General features: G+C 43.0%; 22 protein-coding genes. 12 read left to right on the forward strand and 10 right to left on the reverse strand.

Going from position 1 to position 24,349, the window contains the following annotated elements:
• Positions 1–167 precede the first annotated feature (167 nt).
• The 4 genes from KUA50_RS00535 (at position 168) to KUA50_RS00550 (ending at position 3,769) form a co-directional block, all read left to right on the forward strand.
• Positions 168–1,469: an AAA family ATPase gene (locus KUA50_RS00535; protein ID WP_218457815.1), complete on the forward strand. Its 1,302-nt coding sequence runs from the start codon at positions 168–170 to the stop codon at positions 1,467–1,469.
• Between the two features lie 125 nt (positions 1,470–1,594).
• A complete protein-coding gene (locus KUA50_RS00540) occupies positions 1,595–2,071 on the forward strand; it encodes a hypothetical protein (protein WP_218457814.1) in 477 nt (158 codons plus the stop codon).
• 129 nt (positions 2,072–2,200) lie between these two features.
• The gene (locus KUA50_RS00545) at positions 2,201–3,178 is read left to right on the forward strand and encodes a capsular polysaccharide synthesis protein (RefSeq protein ID WP_218457813.1); all 978 of its coding nucleotides are present in this window, start codon (positions 2,201–2,203) and stop codon (positions 3,176–3,178) included.
• Positions 3,179–3,541: 363 nt separating this feature from the next.
• Positions 3,542–3,769, forward strand: coding sequence for a hypothetical protein (locus tag KUA50_RS00550; protein WP_134844470.1), 228 nt, complete (start codon positions 3,542–3,544; stop codon positions 3,767–3,769).
• Positions 3,770–4,519: 750 nt separating this feature from the next.
• Here the strand turns inward: KUA50_RS00550 and KUA50_RS00555 are convergent.
• On the reverse strand, positions 4,520–4,747 hold the full coding sequence (locus KUA50_RS00555) for a hypothetical protein (RefSeq protein ID WP_218457812.1): 228 nt from the start codon (positions 4,745–4,747) through the stop codon (positions 4,520–4,522).
• Between the two features lie 197 nt (positions 4,748–4,944).
• Between KUA50_RS00555 and KUA50_RS00560 the strand changes: the two genes are divergently transcribed.
• Together KUA50_RS00560 and KUA50_RS00565 are read left to right on the forward strand one after the other, a co-directional pair.
• The gene (locus KUA50_RS00560) at positions 4,945–5,664 is read left to right on the forward strand and encodes a WecB/TagA/CpsF family glycosyltransferase (RefSeq protein WP_218457811.1); all 720 of its coding nucleotides are present in this window, start codon (positions 4,945–4,947) and stop codon (positions 5,662–5,664) included.
• Positions 5,658–5,894, forward strand: a complete 237-nt coding sequence (locus KUA50_RS00565) for a DEAD/DEAH box helicase family protein (RefSeq protein WP_218457810.1) — start codon at positions 5,658–5,660, stop codon at positions 5,892–5,894. Before KUA50_RS00560 ends, KUA50_RS00565 begins: the two co-directional genes overlap by 7 nt.
• Here KUA50_RS00565 and KUA50_RS00570 read toward each other — a convergent pair.
• On the reverse strand, positions 5,852–6,352 hold the full coding sequence (locus KUA50_RS00570) for a dihydrofolate reductase (protein WP_218457809.1): 501 nt from the start codon (positions 6,350–6,352) through the stop codon (positions 5,852–5,854). The genes KUA50_RS00565 and KUA50_RS00570 overlap by 43 nt on opposite strands.
• Positions 6,334–7,776: a methyltransferase RsmF C-terminal domain-like protein gene (locus KUA50_RS00575; RefSeq protein ID WP_218457808.1), complete on the reverse strand. Its 1,443-nt coding sequence runs from the start codon at positions 7,774–7,776 to the stop codon at positions 6,334–6,336. The genes KUA50_RS00570 and KUA50_RS00575 overlap by 19 nt, the downstream gene beginning before the upstream one ends.
• A 115-nt stretch (positions 7,777–7,891) precedes the next feature.
• Here KUA50_RS00575 and KUA50_RS00580 point away from each other — a divergent pair, with 115 nt between their 5' ends.
• Genes KUA50_RS00580 through KUA50_RS00590 form a run of 3 tightly spaced genes read left to right on the forward strand, consistent with a single transcriptional unit; the run spans position 7,892 to position 9,555 of the window.
• Positions 7,892–8,614, forward strand: coding sequence for a DUF6249 domain-containing protein (locus KUA50_RS00580; RefSeq protein ID WP_218457807.1), 723 nt, complete (start codon positions 7,892–7,894; stop codon positions 8,612–8,614).
• A complete protein-coding gene (locus KUA50_RS00585) occupies positions 8,598–9,140 on the forward strand; it encodes an RNA polymerase sigma factor (protein ID WP_218457806.1) in 543 nt (180 codons plus the stop codon). The genes KUA50_RS00580 and KUA50_RS00585 overlap by 17 nt, the downstream gene beginning before the upstream one ends.
• Complete coding sequence (locus KUA50_RS00590) at positions 9,127–9,555, forward strand: DUF5056 domain-containing protein (protein WP_218457805.1); 429 nt, start codon at positions 9,127–9,129, stop codon at positions 9,553–9,555. The genes KUA50_RS00585 and KUA50_RS00590 overlap by 14 nt, the downstream gene beginning before the upstream one ends.
• A gap of 68 nt (positions 9,556–9,623) precedes the next feature.
• Here the strand turns inward: KUA50_RS00590 and KUA50_RS00595 are convergent, their stop codons facing one another.
• The 3 genes from KUA50_RS00595 to carB all read right to left on the reverse strand — a co-directional run bounded on the left by KUA50_RS00595 (position 9,624) and on the right by carB (position 17,338).
• Positions 9,624–11,729 (reverse strand): OmpA family protein, encoded by a 2,106-nt coding sequence (locus KUA50_RS00595; RefSeq protein WP_218457828.1) that lies wholly within the window; start codon positions 11,727–11,729, stop codon positions 9,624–9,626.
• Positions 11,730–11,751: 22 nt separating this feature from the next.
• Entirely contained in the window at positions 11,752–13,908 is a 2,157-nt protein-coding gene (locus tag KUA50_RS00600) for a DNA topoisomerase 3 (protein ID WP_218457804.1), read from the reverse strand.
• A gap of 199 nt (positions 13,909–14,107) precedes the next feature.
• Positions 14,108–17,338 (reverse strand): carbamoyl-phosphate synthase (glutamine-hydrolyzing) large subunit, encoded by a 3,231-nt coding sequence (gene carB / locus KUA50_RS00605; protein ID WP_218457803.1) that lies wholly within the window; start codon positions 17,336–17,338, stop codon positions 14,108–14,110.
• Between the two features lie 303 nt (positions 17,339–17,641).
• On the opposite strand from carB, the gene KUA50_RS00610 reads away from it, so the two are divergent.
• The 3 genes from KUA50_RS00610 to KUA50_RS00620 are packed head-to-tail and all read left to right on the forward strand — an operon-like array spanning position 17,642 to position 20,372.
• Positions 17,642–18,379, forward strand: a complete 738-nt coding sequence (locus KUA50_RS00610) for a (Fe-S)-binding protein (protein ID WP_134843606.1) — start codon at positions 17,642–17,644, stop codon at positions 18,377–18,379.
• Positions 18,376–19,749 (forward strand): lactate utilization protein B, encoded by a 1,374-nt coding sequence (locus KUA50_RS00615; RefSeq protein ID WP_218457802.1) that lies wholly within the window; start codon positions 18,376–18,378, stop codon positions 19,747–19,749. Before KUA50_RS00610 ends, KUA50_RS00615 begins: the two co-directional genes overlap by 4 nt.
• Positions 19,746–20,372 carry a LutC/YkgG family protein gene (locus KUA50_RS00620; protein ID WP_218457801.1) on the forward strand — a complete coding sequence of 209 codons (627 nt, stop codon included), beginning with the start codon at positions 19,746–19,748 and terminating at the stop codon, positions 20,370–20,372. The genes KUA50_RS00615 and KUA50_RS00620 overlap by 4 nt, the downstream gene beginning before the upstream one ends.
• A gap of 122 nt (positions 20,373–20,494) precedes the next feature.
• Here the strand turns inward: KUA50_RS00620 and KUA50_RS00625 are convergent, their stop codons facing one another.
• The 4 genes from KUA50_RS00625 to KUA50_RS00640 are packed head-to-tail and all read right to left on the reverse strand — an operon-like array spanning position 20,495 to position 24,319.
• Positions 20,495–21,448 (reverse strand): GNAT family N-acetyltransferase, encoded by a 954-nt coding sequence (locus KUA50_RS00625; protein WP_218457800.1) that lies wholly within the window; start codon positions 21,446–21,448, stop codon positions 20,495–20,497.
• Between the two features lie 37 nt (positions 21,449–21,485).
• Positions 21,486–21,902, reverse strand: coding sequence for a sugar 3,4-ketoisomerase (locus tag KUA50_RS00630; RefSeq protein WP_118117773.1), 417 nt, complete (start codon positions 21,900–21,902; stop codon positions 21,486–21,488).
• Between the two features lie 46 nt (positions 21,903–21,948).
• Positions 21,949–22,824 (reverse strand): hypothetical protein, encoded by an 876-nt coding sequence (locus KUA50_RS00635; protein ID WP_218457799.1) that lies wholly within the window; start codon positions 22,822–22,824, stop codon positions 21,949–21,951.
• Positions 22,825–22,828: 4 nt separating this feature from the next.
• Positions 22,829–24,319 (reverse strand): MBOAT family O-acyltransferase, encoded by a 1,491-nt coding sequence (locus KUA50_RS00640; protein ID WP_218457798.1) that lies wholly within the window; start codon positions 24,317–24,319, stop codon positions 22,829–22,831.
• Between the last annotated feature and the right edge of the window lie 30 nt (positions 24,320–24,349).

Raw genomic sequence — 24,349 nt, forward strand, 5'->3', positions numbered from 1 at the left:
AGTGCTGATGATATGTTTATTCCGTCATCTCCATGAACGTACTCCATACAATAAACCGACTTTATAGTGAAATAACGGCTGAAAAGGTATGCGAAATGAAAAAGTGCTCCAATTCTTTGTATATATGATATTTTTTGTTTAGTTTTGCAGAAAAATTAGATAGAACAATGAGATTACATATACAAAATATCAATAAAATCAAGGAAGCAGATATTGCCTTGAATGGCTTGACTGTAATCGTGGGAGAGAATGATATGGGCAAAAGTACCATAGGTAGAGCATTCTTTTCTACCATCAAGGCTGTCTCTAATACGAGAAGCTTGAGTAATGAAAGTTCTGCCCACAAAGCTTCTAAGCACATTGATTCTTTGTATAAGCATTTCTATGGGAAGAAGATTATTGATGATGCTATCAATCTGTTGCCTCGTATCAAATCTGAAATGGAAAGAATATGCCAGGATGAGTCTGAACGAAATGCTTTTCTGGATCATCTGAATGCTAAAATCGATGAGATTGATTTGTCTCCTCGCCAAAAGTCTTTGCTCAAGGAGGATATTGCGAATATTCGGATTTGCTATGACCAGGTGGATAATCCTGCGGCTGTATTGAAAACGGAGTTGGCTTATCTGGTTGAATCTGAGTTTATGGGGCAGTTCTGTTCTTCTAAGTCTGAGCTTACTTATGTTATGCTTGATACTGAAGAAGTGGGAAAACTATTGTTTAAGGCAAAGGATAATCAAGTGACAGACGTCTCCTTTTTGGAAAGAGAATTCTATGAGGATATCACTTATGTTGAGTCGCCACTGTACTTTCATCTTCTTGATAGCTTGAGATATTCTGTTGCTTATCGGGAAATGAAGGCTGTTCCTGGATATAAACCTATGGTTCCTGCTCATGTGAAAGACTTTGTAGATAAGGTTTGGAACATCCAGAGCTTTCATGCTCAACCAAGTTTGTTTGAACCTCAATCGAAGGAATATCACACAGAGGATATCATTCATGGTACGTTTACTTATGATAAGGGCTCTCGTAGCATCGTATATCAGAAAAATGGTATGAAGATCAAGCCTATCAATGTGGCTTCTGGTATCAAAAGCTTTGGTGCTTTGCAACTTCTGCTTGATGGTTATTGTATTTCTAATAATCGTCCTCTGATATGGGATGAACCTGAGAATCATCTGCATCCTCAGTGGCAGGTGGAGTTTGCTAAGGTTATCGTACAGATTGTTAATTCGGGTATTCCGGTGATGATCAGTACGCATAGTCCATATTTCCTGCAGGCAGTGAGGTATTATTCTGCTATGTATAGCATCGAGAAGTATGTGAACTACTACATGGCAGAGTGTGGAAATGATGATATGGTTAGTATGAAGGAGGTTACTAATGACTTAAACCAGGTGTTTCTTACCTTGGCTGAGCCTTTGAATAAAATCATGAACGTGGATGAAGTAAGGGGGAAACTGAAATGAAAGTTGCCAGTGAACTAATGTCGTATTTGGTAAAGGATAAGCATTTCTCCCTTTACTCTGTCTGTGAGCTCCATAAACCTTGTGCTACGGCACCCAGGTGTTCTTTGGAACTTGCTAAACGATTCGTGAATTTTGATGATGTAAAGACTGCTTACTGCAAGGAACATCAGATGATTTCTTGTGCTTCGGTAGATGGATTGTCTATAAAGAACGAAAAGCTATTGTTCGTTGAAATTAAGGGGTGGGCTGACTTTCTACACCATCAGAAGAAAAATGTAGAGAAAAAGATAGAAAAACAGGTAACGGGCTATGATTTTATCAAAAAGTTGAAAGATAGTATTGATATATGTAATGATTATGCTTCCAACCCAAAATTTTGTAATGCTGATTATCTTGCGTATATTATTGTAACTGATATTGATATCAAAGAGCAACCTCTACTGACTTTGCAGGGTAACCTGATGGCTTTGGCGCAAACATCTTCTTCGCTTGAAGTATTATGCAATAAATGTATGTTATCTAAAATAGGTTCTATAAAGGAGGTACATACATACTATAAACAGTGTAAGGAGTTAGATTCTTTTATAGATAATGGTCTATAGGATTTCACATAAACGTTAGTACTTAGCTAAACGTAAAACATATCATGAAAATGCTATTTCTCAATACTTTGCTAAAAAAGCAGATGAGGGGGCGGTATGTTGTGTTTATCATAAATTGTGTGGGTATAAATGGTAGATTTTGATAGATTGATTACTCGCTTTCGGCAGTTCGGGGGCTGGAGGCTTGTCTGGCAATATGTCCGTATGGGGGTGTTGTGGACGGGTGTCTGTGCCTTGATACGCTGTGCCTTAAAGGGGAAGTCCTTGAAGGCTGCTTATCCTGTGATGACTGAGAAAGTGGATAGGATTCTGATTCGGCGGTATCGCTATATCTTGGATGAGATGAAGGCGAGGCATGTGGAGGATTCGACTCCTACTGATACGGGTGTTCCTAAGATTGTCTGGTTCTCCTGGCTGCAGGGTATCGACCAGGCTCCTGATTTGGTGAAGGTGTGCTTGGCTTCGCAAAGGAAGCACCTGCCGGATTATGAGTTCAGGGTCTTTGATCTCAGTAATTACCAGCAATGGATTGAACTGCCTGAGTATATTGTCAGGAAATATAAGAAGGGTTTGATTCCTGCTGCTTCTTTCAGTGATTTGCTCCGCCTGTCGGTTTTGCAGAAGTATGGTGGTGTTTGGATGGATGCTACGGTGTTCTGTTCTGGTTTTGGAAATGAGAAGTTGCAGGGGCGATGGGATAGGATTATGCAGAGTGAACTGACGGTATTCCGATATTTCAAGCGTGGGGCTATGGCTCCTGTGGGGTTATCTACCTGGTTCTTTGCTGCTGTACCTCATCAGATTGTGATTTCTTCGGTCTTGGATATGCTCCTTGCTTACTGGAAGGATTATAACTGTCTGGTGGATTATTACGTCATCCATCTTTTCTTGGGTTTGTCTCTTCGTGAGTTTCCGATGGTTGAGGCTCGGATGCCTCGTGAGAATAGTTATCACAGTATTCTCTTGGGTGATGCCTTGGGACGTACTTTCCATCAGGAGCAATGGCAGGATCTGATTGATCATGTGAGTATTCATAAATTGAATTACAGAAAAGTAGGGGAAGTGAGTAGGAATCCTGAGGGGTATTATTGGTATATTATGAAGTAATTTTTTTCGAAAACCTACCCGTCCTTCCTTACCCTTAAGGAAGGCTCCACCTCTCATCTCGGTCTTCTCCCCTCAGGGAAGAAGAGGAAACCGCTCCTCCTGTCGCTCTTAACCGCTTCGCTATAAGGTTGGCGGGGCATCAAAGCCCTCGCCAGGATTGCTGTGCGGGATGGGACCGCCTTGCTGGAGGGATTTTTATTTGGTTTATGTAACTGATAAAAGCGTAGTTTAAGGCTTGGTTGCCTATATCCTAACAGGAATATGTGGGTAGTTCAAAAGATAAAGATTGCTAAAAAATAAGGAAATAAGTTGGACTATATTAGTTTTTATCGTATATTTGCAGAGATAAAAAATACGTAAGCTATGACAGCAAAAGAAGATAAGGAGAAAGAAAAGACCCGTAGAGAAAACCTGAGCAAGTTTATATATCAACTTGCAAATACCAGCTTTACAGCAATGGTTGTTGTGGCTGTGGTAGGTTTGGTACTTGGTGTAGATGATGCTAAACCATATGCTTTTTTGCTTGGTGTGGGATTGTTTGCTACTGTTTTCTTAGCGCTGTTTGCTGATAACATATTAAAGAAGAAATGATTATGGAAGGAATGTACATAGTTTTAGGTGGGGTAGGTATCATTGCATGTTGCCTATATTTGTGGTCTGCTTTTACGAAAAGTGGGAGAAAATGGGTTGAAAATCTATAGTTTTTCGATTCCCAGGATTCCCTTTTGCGAAGAAGCTTTTTTCGAAAACCAACCCGTCCTTCCTTACCGTTAAGGAAGGCATTTTCGACTCCCCTGTTCCCCTCTTGCGAAGAGGGAATCCTTAACCCACTCCCAAGCCCTCTCCCTTTACAAAAGGGCGAAGGATGTAACCGTTCCTTTCAATAGTCTTTACGACCCCTTCGGTTCCCCTTGTAGGGGACAGAAACGTCGCTCTGAACCGCTGCGCTTTAAGGTTGGCGGGGCATCAGAGCCCTCGCCAGGTTGTTATGCGGGATGGGACCGCCTTGCTGAATTTGTTGCTTGTGGACTGCTATTATATTTTGGGCATCAGAGCCCTCGCCAGGGGTGTTTTAGCGGGGATGAACCTGCAGGGGTGAAGACTTGCTAAAATGGTTGTAAGGGATGGGACCGCCTTGCTGTGGGCTGTTTGTGACTGCATTGTATTTGGGCATCAGAACCCTCGCCAGGTGGTTGTGCGGGATGGGACCGCAGGGTGAAGACTTGCTAAAACCAATGGTTATAAGGGATGGGACCGCAGGGAGTAGGGATTCTTATTTGTTCGTGGTGTAGATAAAGTATGGTGGTAGTTCACTTGGTTGCTGATACAAATATGTTGGTATCAATAACTGCGTACACCATTGCGTTCTTTTCTTAATCGTCTGACTTCTTTTATCTCTGCATTGATCTCATCAAGAGACATTTCTATGTTGTTTTCTCTTGCTGTCTTGCACATGTTTTCAAATGCTTCTATTGCTTCGGCTGTAACCTTGTCTTCTTTGCTTTCCTTTGCCTTGATGGCAAAAGGTATACTTCGTGTGCGGATTACTGTCATTGATGTCTGTGCCATAACTTTATCTAATTTAATTAATATTGATTGCAAATATAGGGCGTTTTGATGTAAGTTGTATGATTTATGACTTCTTTTTATCAAAGTTTAACAGGAAATGTGAAGTCAAAAATACTTTTTATCATGCACATGCCTCTGCCTGTGTATGGTACTGCTATTGGGTTATTTCTAATTTTGATAATTAAAAAATTACTATAATGTTTTGTTTAAAATCTTTGGATATTTTGGGTAGTAAGGCGGAACTCGCCTCGCTGCCAGAGGGCAAATTGCTCATTAATACTGTAAATGCTCATTCTTATAATACGGCTCGCAAGGACTCGCTCTTTGCTGAGGCGCTGATGAATGGTGATGTGCTGATTCCTGATGGGGTAAGCATCGTGAAAGCGTGTAAGTGGATTAAGGCGAAGAGCCAGCCGAAGGAACGTATCGCGGGATGGGACTTGTTCTCTTTCGAAATGGAAAAACTGGAGAAAAAGGGTGGTACGGTGATGTTTATGGGTAGTTCGCAGAAAGTGCTCGACCTGATTGTGAAGCGGGCGGCTGAGGTGTATCCTCATCTGAAGGTGGTGACCTACTCGCCTCCTTATAAGCCAGAGTTCTCGGATGAGGACAATAAGGCGATTATTGATGCCATCAATGCTGCCAACCCTGATCTGCTTTGGATTGGTATGACCGCACCTAAACAAGAAAAATGGACTTATTCGCATTGGGAAGAGTTGGATATTCACTGCCATGTTGGAACAATCGGAGCCGTATTCGACTTCTTCGCTGGTACTGTGGAACGTGCTCCGATGTGGTGGCAGGAGCACGGTCTGGAATGGCTCTATAGATTAATGAAGGAGCCAAAGCGTATGTGGAGGAGATATATTATTGGCAATGCACTGTTTCTTTGGAATATGCTGAAAGAGAAATGTTGAATGAGGAAAATAAACTTTTTGACTACCAACAGGAGATGTTGGAGAAGATTATCACGAAACTGACAAAGAATTCGTTTACTCCTTTTCGGAAGAGGAAGGAATATGTGGAAAACTACTCGGTGTTGGTGCAGATGCCTACGGGTACTGGCAAGACGTATGTGATGGCTTCGGTGGTGAAGTGGTTTCTTTATTTCCTATTTTTTCTGAATGTAATAAAAGAAAAGGAGTAAATTTCTTTTTTTGCATCATCAATTTCTTTATATTGTTCTTTATCTATGATTTCCCAGTTTTCTGAATTGATAGAAGGGAAATATGTGTCTGCTTTTGGCATTTTTTTATCCACAATAGTAAGATACAGATTATCGGCAAGATTCAAACATTGCTTATAAATACTTTCACCTCCTATGATAAATATGATGTCGTCTGTACATTTGTCAAGCGCATCTGTCAGAGAGTGATATACCTCACAGTTTTCCAGTTGTATTTCCTGTTGTGTTATCACGATGTTGCGTCTTAATGGGAGTGCGCCATGGGGGAGAGAATCGTATGTTTTCCTCCCCATGACTATGGTATGATTCAATGTAAGTTGCTTAAATCTTTCCATGTCCTTTCTGATATGGAAGAGCAGTTGGTTCTTGTAGCCTATCGCACCGTTTTGGTCCAGGCATGCTATGATATTGATTTGCATTTCAGAATATGATTATCACCCTCTGGTATGTGAGAACTTTTGATCTTCCATTCCTGTGGGTATAGATTATTGGCACGATTGCCTATATTTTTCATCCAACCTAATGGGACATTCTGATAAGTTACTATAATGTATCCTTTAGGTGTTGTTGGAGGCAAAGTAATCGCTTCTTTACGAAGATAGTTGATTGCATCTTCGTATGAGAGTTCTACTTGTGGAATATCAGTCTTATCCAATTCAGTCGATAAGGCAAGTGACTGTGCTGGGATCAGATCCTTACCTTTTATACTTCCGATTTTGATTCCTTCGTGAAGTACTCTTAGTGATTGGTTTGCTTCTTTCACTGCCTCTGTCCATTTCTTGCTGATTGCATATACATCATTTTCTGTTAATGTATAATTCCACTCATCCTTGTTTTTTAACCAGTTATTTTTTAATGTGAAAGGTTCTTTGGTCTTTCCTTTTGCGTTCTTCTTGCCAAGATTCTTTTTCTTTTTATCGCCTTCATATATGCCATTTTTGCGTAATACGGCAATAAACAATCCTTCTCCACGGCTTATACCAGGGAAGAAATGATACATGGCTTCATCATTGATGAGGCTCTTTGTAATATTCCAACTTTTTTCGATATCCAGAGGGAGAATTTCGGCTCCAAGTTCCTCTTTTATCCAATCTACATTTTCTTCATCTTCGTGGGCATTAAAAGTGCAGGTAGAATAGATCAGTATCCCACCAGGCTTTAAGCAGTTCCAGATGTCACTTACGATTTCCCGTTGAAGTTTCCAACAATTATTTACATTGGTTTTACTCCATTCATTGATGGCTTCTTCATCTTTTCTAAACATACCTTCGCCCGAACATGGGACATCGGCAAGTATAATATCAAATTTCAATTTTGTTTTTTTGTAATCTTTTGGATAATTGTTGGTGACAACAACGTCCGGATGCCCAAACTTTTGAATGTTTTCTGATAAAATTTGAGCCCTTGTCTTCATGGGTTCATTGCTGAAAAGAAGACTTCCTTCTGGAAGAGCAGCTCTTACGCATGTAGATTTGCCACCTGGTGCAGCACAGAGATCCAGCATGGTGACAGGTTCTTTGACATATTGTCGGATGGCTAAATCAACAATCATGGATGAGGCTTCCTGTACGTAGTATAGACCCGCATGGAAAAGAGGATCGAAAGTGAAGTTCTTTCGTTCCGATAAATATTTGCCTGTTGAAGGGCACCAAGGAATGATTCCAGAGGTCGTTCCTTCGTTTAAAACCGTCTCTTCAGAACATTTGAATGGATTGAGACGAATGCTGACAGTTGCATTCTCATCAATTCCTTTCATCAGTTGATTGAAGAGGTTTTCCCCCATAAGTTCTTTGGTATAAGTTTTGAAATCCTCTGGTAATTTTGTGCTTCTATCTGTTGTCATCTTGCCATTCTTTTTCTTGTTAATTCAAAATCATTTGCAAATTTAAAAAATATTTTGTTTCTTTGCAACTAAAATCGCAAGATATACGTCTTAGTAGAAGAAAAAATTCAAAATAGTGGATAAAATAGTAAAAATATTCGATATGAAAAAAGAAATAATCGTTATGGCTTTGGCGATGAGCCTTGGTGTATTTCAGCAGTCATTGGCTTCTTCTGCACCTAAACACCGTTACACACCGTCTACTCAACAGGTAGATAAAAAAGTGGGAAATCATTCTGAAAATGATGAGGGAATAGATGCTTTTTCTGACACAACAAGCGTAGATACTTCGTCTGCGGTATCTGCTCATAATAATCCTGCTTCTTATACATCTAATAATCCTTCTCAGTTTAGTTTAGATAATTATGATGACCCATTTGATTTTCTGGGTACTGTATTTGGAAAAGGTGTACTCCTTTTTGTTATCATCTTACTTGGTCTGATTGGCTTGCTGACATTCTTAGCTCCTCTTATTGCCCTCTTTATGATTATTCGTTATTTATATAGGCGCAATCAGGATCGGATGAAGTTGTCGGCTATGGCTTTAGAAAAGGGTATTGAAATACCGGAAAGTGCGCGCCCTATAGATAAGCAAAGTAATGAATATCTGGTTAAAAGAGGACTGCGAAATGCTTTCTTGGGTGCAGGCTTATGCGCTATGTTTGCTATATGGGGTGCTGATTTTCTGGCAGGTATTGGCGCTTTAGTACTTTTTTATGGTGCAGGACAGGCTACCATTGGTTCTCTGCCTTCCATCAAACAATGGTGGTGCAATAGAAATAGTGGAAAAATTGGATGATTTTGCTCTTGTAGCTAAAGTGGTAATGTTTCATGACCGTAAGTCTTTTGACTTGTTGGTCAGGAAATACCAGGCGTCTATTCGTAGCTTTTTTCTTCGGCAAACTGTTGGAGATAAGCAATTGAGTGACGATTTGGCTCAAGATACATTTATCAAGGCCTATACCCATCTGGTGGGATTTAAGGGGAAGGCTAACTTTTCCACCTGGTTGTATCGTATAGCCTACAATGTCTGGTATGATTATGTGAGAAGTCATAAGATAACTCAAGATATCGACAGTCCAATAGTGGTTCATAAGCAAGCGCAAGCAAGCAGTGACGGATTAAAATTGGATTTAATAAGTGCCCTCAAAATACTGAGCGATAAAGAACGTACATGCATCACTTTACAATTGATGGATGGAATGTCTATAGAAAAGATCGTAGAGATTACAGGACTTGCTTCTGGTACCGTCAAGTCACATCTCTCACGTGGTAAAATGAAACTTGCAAGTTACTTAAAGCAAAATGGTTATGAAAGAAAATGAAGTAAAATCTACGATATCAGAGGAAACTCATCATCAGCAGCAAGTTACTGCTGATGATGAGCAGATGTTGCAATCTTTCTTTGCAGATTGTTCTTTGGATATAGCTGATGATGGCTTTTCCGAACGTGTAATGTCTTCTCTTCCAGGAGGGGTTACTTATCATCGTTTGGCGCATATATGGAAAATAGCTTGTATTATGATTGGTATCAGTATAGTCCTTTACTGTCAGGTTTTGACAAATCTTCTGGATACCCTTTATCTAATACGGATAGATGCTATGATGTCTTTTTCCAGAGCCGTATGTCGCTTGACGGAAGTATTGGGCGCTTCCCATCATTTATTGATGATCGTATTAGGGATGATTACGATTTTTTGTGTATGGGGATATAATAAAATGATGGATGCTCGCATATAAAAAGTGAGCATCCATCATTTCGTTATAACGAGGCTTCTATGCATTCTCGATTGCAGTTAGCTTCATTCTTATTCAAATATAAACAAATCTTCCTCTTCTTTGGAAATCTCCTGCTTCTTAGGCTTAGGAGGATTTTTTAAGTTGCCTTTTTCATCAAATAACCCATAAGTCGTTCTGAGTACGATAAACTCTGTGCGGCGATTCATTTGATTACATATTTCCTGATTTTCTTTATTCTGTTTCAGAATGAAATCCGTCGTCAGTTTATCTCCTTCCTTGAGCCATGGATATTTGGCAGCCACTTTTTTGCTAATAGTCTTAGGTTGCTCTTTGCCATAACCCATTGGTGTAAGTCTGTCTTTGGCAATTCCGTGTTGAATCAGATAGTTGACTACCGATTGTGCTCTCTGTTGAGAAAGATGTTTATTATATTCAGCACTTCCTTTATAATCACAATGTGCACTAAGTTCGATGGTGACATTCGGATTTTCTTTCAATAAGTTTACCAATTCATCCAATGCTTTTGTACTGTTGGCAGTAAGGGTAGCCTTATCAAAATCATAGAAGATATTATCTATTAATACCGGTGCCGTGATGGAAGCCAATGGGAATTGTAAGGTATATTCCTTACTTTCCTTAGCAGAATCTACTCGAATTTCTTCTTTATGATTGAGGAAACCTTTGCAAGAAGCCATCAGGAGATAATCTACCTGTGGCTTGATGACCATACTGAATGAGCCATCACCTTTGACTGGTAGTTTCTCATATGTTCCATCGTTTCCGACAACCATTACTTGGGAAGCAGGTAATTCATAACCACCCATTTCGTAAACCCAGCCTTTGATGGTTGTTACGATTTCCGGGTTTTCAAAAGAATAGATGTGGTCGAAACCTCTTCCGTCCTTTCTGTTGGAGGAGAAATAGCCTCTGTTGTGTGGACCTTCGAAAGTCATTCCAAAGTCGTCACCTTCCGAATTGAGAGGGTAGCCAGGATGGAAAACCTTATATTTTTTAGTTTTTGGATCCACTTTGGCAATATAGATGTCCAATCCACCCATTCCGACATGTCCATCGCTACTAAAGTAAAGGTCTCCGTTGGGTCTGAATGTAGGGAAAGATTCATTTCCTGGAGTATTGATAGGCTCCCCCAGATTTTCAACACCTCCCAGCCCCGCAGCTGTAATTCTTACTCGCCAGATGTCTAATCCACCCATTCCTCCAGGCATGTCTGAAGTAAAGTACAACCATTCTCCATCAGGAGAGATAGCAGGGTGCGCAAAACTGCTGAGGGTGTCTTTGGTGATTTCCAGTTTGGTGGCTTTTCCCCAAGCCGCATCCGAGCGTGGGGAGGTTACTATTTGTGCATATCTTGGTGAAGACGGGTCGGTTGTGCATTGTGTGAGATACATGTCCCGTCCATCAGGTGTAAAGCAGCAAGCCCCTTCATCATATTCCGTATTCAGCCCCGTACTGATGGCTTCTGGTTTGCTCCATTTACCTTTGTCATCTTTTTCAGATATAAAAATATCGCCATTTTTTGTTCCTGTAATACCGCTCAGTTCATCTCCGAGCGCTTCATTTCTGGTAGATGTAAAATAGAGTTGGTCAAATTCATCTCCTAAGAGCATTGGGGAGTAGTCTGCTCTTCTGGAATTGAAAATATCCATTTTCTTCACCGTATATCTGCTCCCTTTTTTCTTCCATTCTGGTGCAGCTTGTGCTGATTTCAGTCCGTTTCGTGCTAAAATATCATAGCCATTTTTGCTCATTTCTTCGTTAGGAAGAGAATCTAAAATGGATTTAAATTCTGTTTGAGCAATTTTGTAATCGCCGTTTTTTAGAAGTTGCCGAGCATAACTTAAGCGATCTTGGATATTAGCTTGTCCATATCTGATAGCATTTCTATAGGCTGCCACTGCTTTAGGTGTAGCGTTGATCTTCTCATAGCAGTAAGCCATTTTTAAGGCTCGCTGCCCTCTTTTTTCTCTTTCTTTTGTCGGCGTTTTTGTATATGCCTGCTTAAATTGGTCGGCAGCATCATAATACTCACCTAAAGCAAGATACTTTTCTCCCTTTTTGATATTCTTATCAATACCGCATGCAGTCAATAGTAAGCTACTTACTAATATTGACAAAAATGCTAAGCCGATATGAGATTTATTCTTCTGTTCCATGTTTTTAAATAAACTCCAGTTGTTATTGCTGACTGAATGGTAATCTGAACTGACAACCACCTTTCCAGTTGCTGCAACCATATGCCGTTTTTCCTTTGATAATGGTTCCTTGTCCACAGATAGGGCAAGTTTTTCCGATGATGCTGTCATCTGCAGGAAGTTTTGGGGATCTTGACTCTGTCTTTTCAGCCGTATCACCATTTTTAGGCGTTTTTTCAGCCGTATCATCCTGTTTGGGTGATTTCTTTGGAGCGGTTTTCTTTCTTGGCTCTTTTTTCTTGAGGTCCTCTTCCGTTGTTATCGTCACATGGCGAGCACTGTTGTCAGACAATACGTCATTGACGATTTGGTTGATTTGTTCTTTCAGACCATTGATAAAGTCGGCTGGGTCATAGGTCTTATGCTCGATGTCTCGGAGCTTTTTCTCCCAAATACCAGTCAACTCACAACTTTTCAACAGTTCCTCATGGATGGTGTCGATGAGTTCGATTCCGGTAGGAGTAGCCATCAAGTTCTTTCGCTGTCGCTTGATATAGTGGCGCTTGAAGAGCGTCTCTATAATGCCGGCGCGTGAGGAAGGTCGTCCGATTCCGTTCTCCTTTAATGCCGCACGCAGTTCTTCATCCTCGACGAATTTTCCTGCGGTCTCCATTGCTCGGAGCAAGGTAGCTTCAGTATAATACTTAGGTGGAGTGGTCCATTTCTCTGTGAGAGTTGGGGTATGTTCACCCGATTCGCCTTTTACGAAAGAAGGGAGCGTTCTTTCTTCTACCACTTCCTTCTTGGCACCGTTTCCGTTGGCATTATCAGTTGCATCATCGTCATCGGCATTTTTCGCATCCTTCGCATAGACAACTCGCCATCCTGGTTCCAGAATTTCCTTGCCGCTTACCTTGAATTCGATTTTCTCTGGTTTAGGCCCATCTTCATTGATGACTTCGCCCAATACGGTGGTCGTAGAGAATTTACAATCCGGATAGAACACACTGATAAAACGTTTGGCGATAAGGTCATAGACATTTGCCTCCATATCGGTGAGTCCTGTAGGTGGAACACCTGTTGGGATGATGGCATGGTGGTCGGTCACCTTACTATTATCAAATACCTTCTTGCTTTTTGGCAACTTTTTTCCGGTAGCGGCGAGCTGCTGGATCAGCGGGAGGTACTTTTGCTGGCTCATTATCTTGGCCTGGCTCACACCGTTGAGGATTTGAGGACATTTCGGATAGATGTCATCGGTCAGAAACTGTGTATCTACACGAGGATAAGTCGTGTATTTCTTCTCGTAGAGACTCTGGATGAGTTTCAGAGTAATATCAGCAGAGTAAGCAAATTTCTTGTTGCAATCCACTTGTAGTGAGGTGAGGTCGTAGAGGTGAGGTGGAGCTTCATTTCCCTTTTTCTTGCTCACGTCTGTAACGGTGAAAGGTTTACCTGCGATGGTACTGAATGCTTTTTCACCTTCCTCCTTGCTGGTAAACTTGCCGCTGGTAGCCGTAAACTGAGTATCGCGATAGATGGTAGCAAGTACCCAATATGGTTCGGAAACGAAATTGTCGATTTCCTTCTGTCGGTTTACGATGAGGGCAAGGGTAGGGGTCTGCACTCGACCGATGCTGAGCACCTGTCGATTCTGACCATATTTCAAAGTATAAAGTCGGGTGGCATTCATGCCGAGAATCCAGTCTCCAATGGCACGTGAAAGGCCTGCGAGGTAGAGTGATTGATACTCGTTCTGGTCTTTCAGCTCCTGAAATCCCTGTTTGATAGCTTCGTCAGTCATGGATGAAATCCACAATCTCTTGACCGGGCATTTGGCTTGCGCCTTTTGCATCACCCATCTTTGGATGAGTTCACCTTCCTGTCCGGCGTCACCACAGTTGATGATACTGTCTGCGGCTTGCATGAGTCTTTCGATTGTATTGAATTGCTTGCGGATTCCTTCGTCGTTAATCAGTTTTATTCCAAAACGCTGGGGAATCATAGGCAATGCGGACAGGCTCCAGCGTTTCCACATTGGAGTATAATCATCCGGTTCTTTCAGCTCACAAAGGTGGCCGAAAGTCCAGGTTACTTGGTAACCATTACCTTCCATATAACCGTCGCGTGCAGTTGTTGCTCCAATAATCCGGGCAATATCTTTAGCTACGCTTGGTTTCTCTGCAATACAAACTATCATTCTTTATTATTTCCTTTTCTGTTTGCAAAGGTACAATAAAATAATGAGAAAGCCATCATTTCGGCTTCTTTTTCTCATGGCAGAGAATAAAAAAGCCCCATAAGGCTTGGGCACAATCTGGAGCTTGTGCCTTGCCTTACAGGGCGTATTTTATAAATATCTGCGTAATCTGCGTGAGAAAAATTAATCCCGCGTGCGATTACTCGTACTCCTGCCAACTCTTAATCTGCAACTGATCCTGACTCAATGTGCAGAATGCCTCGATGAAGGCTGAAGCTAAACGGGCATTGGTGAACAGAGGAATGTTGTGGTCGATAGCGCCACGACGGATTCTGTAACCATTGGTGAGCTCACGCTTGGTGTGATTCTTAGGAATATTGACGATGAGGTCGAACTTGTGGTCGGCAATCATCTGCATCACGTTAGGAATATCCTTGTGCTCCTCATCAGGCCATCCTACGGCTGTAGCCTTCACGTTGTTCTCGTTCAGGAATTTCGCTGTACCGGCTGTAGCGTAGATGGTGTAACCGTTCTTCACCAAAGCCTGAGCAGCGTCGAGCAGAGAAGCCTTCTCCTTGGCACCACCGCTTGAAAGCATGATGCCCTTATCCTTTGAAGGAATCTTGTAGCCGGTGGCAATCAATGAGTTGAGCAATGCCTCCTCGAAAGTATCACCCATACAACCTACCTCGCCGGTAGAACTCATATCCACACCCAAAACTGGGTCGGCGTTCTGCAAACGGGCAAATGAGAACTGTGAAGCCTTCACACCCATACGGTCGATATCGAAAGCAGACTTGTCTGGCTTCTGATATGGAGCATCGAGCATGATGCGGGTAGCAGTCTCGATGAAGTTGCGCTTCAATACCTTGCTCACGAATGGGAATGAACGGGATGCACGGAGGTTACACTCGATAACCTTCACATCGCGACCCTTAGCCAAGTACTGGATATTGAAAGGACCCGAGATGTTGAGTTCCTTGGCGATGGCACGTGAAATCTTCTTGATCTGACGGGCTGTAGCGAAGGAAATCTGCTGAGCAGGGAAGGTCATGGTAGCGTCACCGGAGTGAACACCCGCATACTCTACGTGCTCTGAAATACCATACTCTACAATCTCACCATTCTGAGCCACACCGTCGAACTCAATCTCGTTGGTCTCTGTCATAAACTGAGAGATAACCACTGGGTACTCCTTGGAAACCTCAGAAGCTGCCTCCAGGAAGCGGCGCAACTCATCATCATCGTGGCAAACGTTCATGGCTGCACCGGAAAGAACGTAAGATGGACGAACGAGAACTGGATAGCCTACCTCGTCGATGAACTTCTGAACATCCTCCATTGATGTGAGGGCGCTCCACTTAGGCTGGTCAATGCCGAGCTTATCGAGCATGGCAGAGAACTTACCGCGGTTCTCGGCACGGTCGATGTTTACTGGAGATGTACCCAGGATTGGCACAGACTGGCGATGGAGCTTCATAGCCAGGTTGTTTGGAATCTGACCACCTACTGAAACAATCACACCACGTGGTGACTCCAGGTCGATGACATCGAGTACACGCTCGAATGAAAGCTCATCGAAGTAGAGACGGTCGCACATATCGTAGTCGGTAGATACGGTCTCCGGGTTGTAGTTGATCATAATTGACTTGTAACCCAACTTGCGTGCTGTGTTGATGGCGTTTACTGAACACCAGTCGAACTCTACAGAAGAACCGATGCGGTAAGCACCCGAACCGAGAACGATGACAGACTTCTCGTTCTTGTAGTAGTTGATGTCGTAACCCTCTACGGCGTAAGTCATGTAGAGATAGTTGGTGAGGTCAGGATGCTCGCTTGCCACAGTAGGGATGCGCTTTACGGCAGGAAGAATGTTCAGCTTCTTACGCAGAGCACGAACTGCGAGAACCTCCTTCTCCATATTGGTATCCTTGGTCTTCAATACGAAGCGCCCAATCTGGAAGTCAGAGAAGCCCAATACCTTAGCCTCGCGCAATACCTCGGCTGGAATCTCCTCCAAAGTATTATATTCAGAAAGCTTGTGCTTGTAATCTACGATATTCTTCATGCGCTCGATGAACCAAGGGTCAATCTTGGTCAACTCCTCGATGCGCTCGATGGTGTAGCCTTCCTCCAAAGCCTGAGCGATGGCGAAGATACGGAGGTCGGTAGGGTTGGAAAGCTCCTCATCCAAGTTGTCGAACTTGGTGTGGTCGTTGCCTACGAAACCGTGCATTCCCTGACCAATCATGCGGAGACCCTTCTGGAGCATTTCCTCGAATGAGCGGCCGATAGACATGATTTCGCCTACAGACTTCATGGAAGAACCGATCTTGCGGCTTACACCTGCAAACTTGGTAAGATCCCAACGAGGAATCTTGCAGATCATATAGTCGAGTGATGGAGCTACATAAGCTGAGTTAGGAGTACCCATCTCGCCAATCTGGTCGAGCGTGTAACCGAGGGCAATCTTAGCAGCAACGAAAGCGAGCGGATAACCTGTAGCCTTAGAAGCGAGGGCAGAAGAACGGCTCAAGCGAGCATTGATCTCGATGATGCGGTAGTCGTTGGTCTCAGCGTTGAAAGCATACTGGATGTTGCACTCACCCACGATGTTGAGGTGACGGACGCACTTCACGGCGATGTCCTGCAACATCTTCACCTGCTCGTCGGTAAGAGAACAGGTAGGAGCTACCACGATAGATTCACCTGTGTGAATACCCAGTGGGTCGAAGTTTTCCATGGAGGCAACGGTGAAGCAGCGGTCGTTCGCATCACGGATGCACTCAAACTCAATCTCCTTCCATCCCTTCAAGCTCTCCTCAACGAGAACCTGAGGTGCAAAAGTGAAGGCAGATTCAGCAATCTCCTTAAACTCCTCTTCAGTCTTGCAGACACCAGAACCGAGACCACCCAGCGCGTAGGCAGAACGGATCATGATAGGGTAGCCGATATTGCGGGCAGCAGCCACAGCTTCTTCCATATTCTCGCAAGCATGGCTTACAGGAACCTTGAGGTCAACCTTGTTGAGCTCCTTCACGAAGAGATCACGGTCTTCTGTGTTCATGATAGCCTCAACAGAAGTACCCAGTACATCTACACCATACTCCTTGAGTACACCGCTGAGGTAAAGTTCAGTACCAACGTTCAAACCTGTCTGTCCACCCCAAGCGAGCATGATGCCGTCAGGGCGCTCCTTCTTGATGATTTCAGTCACAAAAAAAGGTGTCACCGGCAAGAAATAAACCTTGTCAGCAATACCTTCACTGGTCTGAATTGTAGCAACGTTGGGATTAATGAGGACAGAACTAATGCCTTCCTCACGCAAAGCCTTGAGAGCCTGCGAACCGGAATAGTCAAACTCACCTGCCTGGCCGATCTTCAAAGCACCGGAACCCAGAACGAGGACTTTCTTAAGCTGTTTCTTCATATTTAATAACTATAAGTATATTCTAACTATAAGTAATAAATTCTATAAGTATCATCTGAAATGTCTTATGCTTAGTTTTGCAATTTGGGTACAAAAGGCAAATACACTATTTTGGGTTGCAAAGTTACGACATTTATTTGAATTTACCAAATTTTTCTTGTGCCAGTTCTTCGTTAAATAATATCAATTATTACTTTTTATTTTTTTATAATGTCTTATTTTTCGGATAATTTTGTTACTTTTGCGCTCGCTACGCAAAATTGTAGCTTAAGAAATTAACATAGAACAAGATTTAATATAATAATGAGAGTCGGTTTATTTGTCCCTTGTTATGTAGATGCCTTATACCCTGAAGCTGGTGTGGCTACATACAAGTTGCTCAAACACTACGGTGTGGATGTGGACTATCCAGAGAAACAGACTTGTTGCGGTCAACCGATGGCGAATGCGGGTTTCCAAAACAAGTCAGAGAAGGTCATCGAGGCTTTTGATGATCTTTTTAGAGACTACGATTATATTGTAGCTCCTTCTGCCTCGTGTGCAGCTTATGTAAAAGTGTATTATCCTAAGATTCTGGAGGGTAAGCATGAGTGTGTATCTTCCGGTAAGATAATGGATATAGTGGAATTCCTGCATGATGTGCTGAAAGTAGATCATGTGCCGGGCAAGTTCCCTCATGCCGTGAGTGTTCACAACAGTTGCCATGGCGTCAGGGAATTGGGGTTGTCATCACCTTCCGAGAGAAACGTCCAGCCGTTCAACAAGATTATTGATTTATTGAATATGGTGGATGGAATTACCATTCATGAACCGGAACGTAAGGATGAATGCTGTGGATTCGGTGGTATGTTTTCTATCGAAGAGCCCGCTGTTTCTACCCGTATGGGTGAGGACAAGATCAGACGCCACATGGCAACGGGAGCGGAATATGTTACCGGTCCGGATTCTTCCTGTCTGATGCACATGGCGGGCATTGCCAAGAAGGAGAAAATGCCTATTCAATTCATTCATGTTGTACAAATTTTAGCTGCAGGACTATGAGTACAGAACATTCCAAGAGAGCCGCTAAGTTTACGGCAGATGTAGAAAAGACCACCTGGCATGATGCTACCTTCTGGTCTGTAAGACAAAAGAGAGATAAAATGGCGCATGAACTTCCGGAATGGGAAGATCTTCGCGAACTGGCTTCTGAAATTAAGATGCATACGATTACCCATCTGGCAGATTATCTTGATGTTTTTTCCAAGAATCTGGAGAGTCGTGGTGTCAAGGTGCATTGGGCAAAGGATGCGCAGGAATTTAATGAGATTGTGCTCGGCATCCTGAATGATCATCATGTGAAGAAAATGGTGAAATCAAAGTCTATGCTTACCGAAGAGTGTGAGATGAATCCTTATCTGGAAAAGCATGGTATTGATGTAGTGGAAACCGACTTGGGTGAGCGTATTATCCAACTCTTGGGTCAGAAACCGAGCCATATCGTGATGCCTGCCATCCATCTCAAGCGTGAAGAAGTGGGCAAGATGTTTGAGGAGAAGGGAATCTCCAAGGAAATAGGAAATTATGACCCAACTTATCTCACCCGCTGCGCCCGTCATCATCTTCGCAACCAGTTTATGGAGGCTGGAGCAGGAATGACCGGATGTAATTTTGGAGTGGCTGAAACGGGTGATTGCGTGGTTTGTACCAATGAAGGTAATGCTGATATGACTACCTCCATGCCTAAGCTTCATATTGTGGCGATGGGTATTGAGAAGTTGGTTCCTGATTACAAGTCTTTGGCAGTATTCCAGCGTCTGCTTTGCCGTTGCGGTACAGGTCAGCCTACTACGGCTTTCACTTCTCATTTCCGTCAGGCTCGTCCGGGTGCAGAAATGCATGTGGTTCTGGTGGATAATGGCAGAAGCGATATTCTTGCAGATAAAGACCATTGGCAGACTTTGAAGTGTATGCGTTGCGGTGCCTGTATGAATACTTGTCCTGTCTATCGTCGTTCCGGCGGATACAGTTATACTTATTTCATTCCTGGTCCTGTGGGTGTGAATTTGGGTATGCTGAAGAATCCTCAGAAATATGCAGATAATGTTTCTGCCTGCACCTTGTGTCTGTCGTGTGATAATGTCTGTCCTTCCAAGGTGGGTCCGGGTTCCCAGATTTATGTCTGGCGCCAGAGCCTTGACAGATTGGGCAAGGCTAATCCGATCAAGAAGGCGATGTCCAGCGGTATGGAATATCTCTTCGACCGTCCTTCACTTTATACCACAGCCTTGAAATTTGCGCCACTTGCCAATCTGATTCCAGAGTGTTGCACACATTTCAGTAATTGGAATGCTTGGGGTATTGGCCATGCCATGCCTGAGTTTGCGAAGAAGTCGTTTCATCAATTATGGAAGGAGGGGAAAGTAAAATGAAAAAAGAAGATTTCCTGAATAAGTTGCGTAAGAATACGCATGTTCAATTTGATAAGCCTTCTGTAGAAATCAAAGGCATTCAGTATGAGGATACTTTGCAGCAGTTTGTTGACATGAGCCAGTCTGTGGGTGCCCATGTGATGAGAGCCAGCAAGGATGACGATAGGCTCAACGAGATTGTGAAAATGGCTTATCCTCAGGCTAAGGTGTTTGCCAGCAATCTGCCAGATATTCAGTTGGAAAAATTGCAGGCTTTTACTCCTGATGGGGGAACGGATGAAGTCGTTTTGCGCAATCCGGATACTGTGGCTGAGGCCAACGAACTGAATGGTACGGATGTCTGCGTAGTCCGTGGACAGTTGGGCGTAGCTGAAAATGGTTGTGTCTGGATTCCTCAGACCATGAAGGAGAAGGCTGAACTTTTCATTTCGGAATACCTGGTTATTATCCTTGATGAGAAGTCTGTGGTAAACAATATGCATGAGGCTTATGCCCGCATCGAGATGGATCCGAAATATAATTTCGGTATATTTATCAGTGGACCGAGCAAGACTGCTGATATTGAACAGGCTCTTGTTATGGGAGCGCAGGCTGCCAGAGGTGTGACAATCGTGCTTTGCTAAAATGTTATAGGTATATAAAAAACAACTGTTAACTGTTGCAGTTCATTTAGCTGAATCTATATATAAAGAAAATCCCGGAAACATCTTGACTGAGTTTCCGGGATTTTCTTATATTGTTCTTTCTACAGTTCCCATTCGTAAGTATCATAAACGACGCCTCTTCCTCCAAACCCTTCTTTCTGGTGGATGAGGTTCTCGTTGAGATAAGTACCTTGCTGCTCGGTTGATTTTCCAAAGTCAAAATAGGTAGTATTCCATTGCTTTTGGTTGATTAGCTCATCAAAGAGCAGGTCGAGTGCTCCCTCTTCTTTCCCTTGAGGCGATGCTGCGATGTATTGGGTATGCGTCACTTGCGGGGTGATGTAGATGAGGCTTCCGGCGAGAACGCTGTGGTTTTCTGCATCCTTTACCACATAGCCCTTGATGTTTTCTGGGAATCGTGTCATCAGAAGTTTCAATTCCTCATAGGTGTGAACCGGAGCAGTATGGTATTTGTGCTGGAGATTAGTATTGAGAATGTTCCAAAACTCCCAGATGTCATTCATGTTTGCTTCATGAATAGAAAGGTTGCAGCGGTTGGCCTTATGAATCCCTCTTCTTCTTTGTTCGGAGAAACGCAGTTTATGCGTCAGGGGAATGGTGGTGGAGATTTCTCTTGCCGATAGCCGAGCCTTACATGTTTGCATGATGGCATAGAGGTCTTCCTCTGATGGAATGTTGTGGTAAATCCAAGGTATTGCTTTATATATGACTTTCTGAAATCCTCTTTCTTTCAGATAGATATTGATAGCATCAAATACCTGACAGGTGATGGCTGCCGTCATTTTGTTGCAGGTAAGCAGTCCGCCGTATGTGAGTCCCTGATGTGAAATAAGGGTTTTATCTACAACTTCATTTGCAGGCAGCAAAGCGCAGAGTTTTCCGTTATAGAAAATCATCAGGGAATGGTCATGAAATCTGTCCTGATGATAATCCATATAGTTTCTGTCAAAAAGAAACGTGCCTTGCCTGGATTTTGCCACGAAGTCATTCCAGTCTTGTTTCTCTTGGGGTGTATATCTTTTGATTTCTATCATTTTATCTTCTGATTTCTATCATTTTGGCTGAAGTTTTTTATTTCCCGGCTTCTCTTTCTTGGATGTAATCGATGAAGTCTTCATATTCATAGAGATAGTCTTCCGGCTCATACAATCTGGAGGCTAAAACCAGACAGACGGCACCTGATGAGAAATCATCAATGGTTCGCCATATTTCCGTATCGAGCAGAAGTCCCTGGTCAGGACGGTTCAGGAAGTAGTCCTTTTTCTCATGTCCATCGTCCAGATGAACGGTAAAGGAGCCACTGGCGGCTATGATGATCTGCTTCAGCTTTTTGTGAGCATGACCTCCGCGGCTTTCTCCTCCCGGCACGTCGTATATCCAGTAGAGGCGTTTGGGCACGAACGGCAGACCCGCATCCTTGTCGGTGCAGGAACAGTAGCCTTCTTCCTCCTTTTTATTTAATTGTATGATTCTTCCTAATTCTTTCATGACTTAATATACTCGCATTTATAGAAAGAACGCATAATCGGCGATATTATTGTTTGCCGTTGATTCTTTGTATCTCTTCAGCTATCAGTTTGGAATAAATATCAGCTCCTGTTGCGTTGAGATGATTGGCATTGTGAAACCATTCTCTGTGCTTTGTGAAGCGTTTGTCGCAGAAATGATTCAGCAAAGGAATCTTCTGAGCTTTGCAGATCTTTTTCAGAGGTATGAACACCGAGTCGCTCTGGTATGAGAGTTGGGGAGAGGCGGCAAATATCAGCTGGATCTGCTGTTGCTGGCAGGTCGTGATGAGTTTCTGCAGGTATTCATATTTCAGTTTGTCATGCTTGTCTTGCGGCAGGTTTTCCGGTATGATGGCCTGGCAACCCTCGTAGGGCACAAATCCCTTTTTGTCTGTACGGTCTTCTGCTCTTGTATCTGCGAGAAGTTTCAGCAGGCGCGAGTTGAAAGGGTAGAACGGAAATAGCATTTTGAAGCGTTCCGTTGCATCCACGTCATGGAAGATAGAGCTGATATGATCGCGCCAATAGTAAGGACGCAGATTGCCGAGATACGTTGTGTTGTCATCTTCCAGCAGGTCGTAGTCTGGTTCCACGTCGTAGATAATGGATTTCACCTTGTTCCTTTCTTCTACCAGTTGCAGCCTGCCATAATTGAAAATGATTCCCATGCGGTCTTCCCCTATATTATAATAAGGTGTAAGATATTGGGGATTATAATGGTGAAGGGCGCGCGATGAACCCATGATCAGATGATCTGCTTTCAACTGGTCATGGATGTATTTCAGTCTTCCACTTTCCCCTTTGGCATGTGATTCCAGAAAGTAAAAGCCTGTGCTGAGGGCTACATAGATGAGTGCCATCAACAGGACGAATACCGATATTTTACCAAAAAACTTTCTCATGACTTTAAAATCTGGCATAAATGAATTGACCCGCATCGAAAACTCCGAAGAGTAGGATGCTTGTAAAGATGAATAGATAGGTGGCCCATCTCACCCATCTCTTTGGGTGATAAAACGGATTGCAGGAAGGTCGGATTTCGTCTATCAGATCCTTAATGAATACGATGGCGATAAAGACGTAGATAAACTTCTCGCAGATTCCGAAATGCATGTCCTGACTGGTAAATATCTTTTCAATTACTATCCACGCATCTTCTATCGTATTCATGCGGAAGAATATCCACAGGAATGTGATGAGGAAAAACGTAAGGATGATTCTTGCCAACCGGATGCTTCTGTTTTTAATGGAGAAATATCTCGGTTTGATGGAGGAGGATTCTATGTCGGTTGAAGAGAACTTGGATTCTTTCTTTTTTTGTAAGCCTAATATTTTTTCGATGACCTGAAACAGTCCGTGCAATAGTCCCCATACGATAAAGGTCCAGTTGGCTCCGTGCCAGATTCCGCTTACTGCGAATGTAATGAGGATATTGGCATAGTTCCGTTTTTTCGAGCAACGGCTTCCTCCCAGTGGGATGTAGATGTAGTCTCTGAGCCAATGTGCCAAGGTAATGTGCCATCTGTGCCAGAAGTCTGTGATTCCGATAGAGAAGTAGGGATTGTGGAAATTCTGTTTGAGATTGTAGCCCAATGTGGCTGCTGCGCCTATGGCCATGAGCGAATAGCCGGCGAAGTCTGTATAGAGTTGGATGGAATAGAGAATGGCTGCCATCAGGAGCGACGAACCACTTTCTTGTAGAAAACCATCAAATACCGGGTCGATGTAGAGTTGTAATCTGTCTGCAATCACTACTTTGAGAAACATTCCCCAAAGTATCATTTTCAATCCTTTTTCTGCCAGTGGACGGTTGAAACCCTGTACCGTGTTCAACTGGGGCATCAGTTGGTCGTATCTGTTGATCGGACCGGCTATCATGGAAGGGAAGAAAGCCATGTAAGTGAGATAGTTCGACAGATTTTGCTCGGCTGGATATTTCTTGCGGTAAACATCGAATACATAGCTCAGAGCCTGGAAGGTGAAGAAGGAAATGCCTAATGGGGCAATGATGGAGAAATGGTTTTCATTCGAGATGAAGCCGAAACTATTCGTAAAGGAACTAAGATTTTCCGAGATGAAGTGCCCGTATTTGAAAACGACAAGCGGAAGAATGGTTGCAATGACTTCTGCACAGATTGTTCCTTTTCCGCAGATAGTTTCTTTCCCGCAGTTCTTCTTGTCCGGGTCTTTCCTCAGGTTTTTCTCTAAATCTTTTTCCTGGTCTTTCTCCAGATACTTGTTCTGATTTCTTTCCTGATATTTGGCAAAGAAGTAGGAGATGAGGCTCACGGTGATAAGAGTGAAGGTCATCCATTTGTTGTAATAGATGTAAATGCCGTAAGAGGCGAGCAGAAAGAAATATTTGCGATACGGAACAGTAAGATTGTTCCCTACCATGAAAATGATAGGGAACAACCAAATGAATAA

Source organism: Segatella hominis, from assembly GCF_019249725.2.
Classification (GTDB): domain Bacteria; phylum Bacteroidota; class Bacteroidia; order Bacteroidales; family Bacteroidaceae; genus Prevotella.

What these genes read in the sequence shown, in the direction of transcription:
- KUA50_RS00535 (WP_218457815.1), top strand. Translation starts at nt 168, where the DNA reads ATGAGATTACATATACAAAATATCAATAAAATCAAGGAAGCAGATATT.
- KUA50_RS00545 (WP_218457813.1), top strand. Translation starts at nt 2,201, where the DNA reads ATGGTAGATTTTGATAGATTGATTACTCGCTTTCGGCAGTTCGGGGGC.
- KUA50_RS00550 (WP_134844470.1), top strand. Translation starts at nt 3,542, where the DNA reads ATGACAGCAAAAGAAGATAAGGAGAAAGAAAAGACCCGTAGAGAAAAC.
- KUA50_RS00555 (WP_218457812.1), bottom strand. Translation starts at nt 4,747, where the DNA reads ATGGCACAGACATCAATGACAGTAATCCGCACACGAAGTATACCTTTT.
- KUA50_RS00560 (WP_218457811.1), top strand. Translation starts at nt 4,945, where the DNA reads ATGTTTTGTTTAAAATCTTTGGATATTTTGGGTAGTAAGGCGGAACTC.
- KUA50_RS00565 (WP_218457810.1), top strand. Translation starts at nt 5,658, where the DNA reads ATGTTGAATGAGGAAAATAAACTTTTTGACTACCAACAGGAGATGTTG.
- KUA50_RS00570 (WP_218457809.1), bottom strand. Translation starts at nt 6,352, where the DNA reads ATGCAAATCAATATCATAGCATGCCTGGACCAAAACGGTGCGATAGGC.
- KUA50_RS00575 (WP_218457808.1), bottom strand. Translation starts at nt 7,776, where the DNA reads ATGACAACAGATAGAAGCACAAAATTACCAGAGGATTTCAAAACTTAT.
- KUA50_RS00590 (WP_218457805.1), top strand. Translation starts at nt 9,127, where the DNA reads ATGAAAGAAAATGAAGTAAAATCTACGATATCAGAGGAAACTCATCAT.
- KUA50_RS00595 (WP_218457828.1), bottom strand. Translation starts at nt 11,729, where the DNA reads ATGGAACAGAAGAATAAATCTCATATCGGCTTAGCATTTTTGTCAATA.
- KUA50_RS00600 (WP_218457804.1), bottom strand. Translation starts at nt 13,908, where the DNA reads ATGATAGTTTGTATTGCAGAGAAACCAAGCGTAGCTAAAGATATTGCC.
- carB (WP_218457803.1), bottom strand. Translation starts at nt 17,338, where the DNA reads ATGAAGAAACAGCTTAAGAAAGTCCTCGTTCTGGGTTCCGGTGCTTTG.
- KUA50_RS00610 (WP_134843606.1), top strand. Translation starts at nt 17,642, where the DNA reads ATGAGAGTCGGTTTATTTGTCCCTTGTTATGTAGATGCCTTATACCCT.
- KUA50_RS00615 (WP_218457802.1), top strand. Translation starts at nt 18,376, where the DNA reads ATGAGTACAGAACATTCCAAGAGAGCCGCTAAGTTTACGGCAGATGTA.
- KUA50_RS00620 (WP_218457801.1), top strand. Translation starts at nt 19,746, where the DNA reads ATGAAAAAAGAAGATTTCCTGAATAAGTTGCGTAAGAATACGCATGTT.
- KUA50_RS00625 (WP_218457800.1), bottom strand. Translation starts at nt 21,448, where the DNA reads ATGATAGAAATCAAAAGATATACACCCCAAGAGAAACAAGACTGGAAT.
- KUA50_RS00630 (WP_118117773.1), bottom strand. Translation starts at nt 21,902, where the DNA reads ATGAAAGAATTAGGAAGAATCATACAATTAAATAAAAAGGAGGAAGAA.
- KUA50_RS00635 (WP_218457799.1), bottom strand. Translation starts at nt 22,824, where the DNA reads ATGAGAAAGTTTTTTGGTAAAATATCGGTATTCGTCCTGTTGATGGCA.
- KUA50_RS00640 (WP_218457798.1), bottom strand. Translation starts at nt 24,319, where the DNA reads ATGGTAGGGAACAATCTTACTGTTCCGTATCGCAAATATTTCTTTCTG.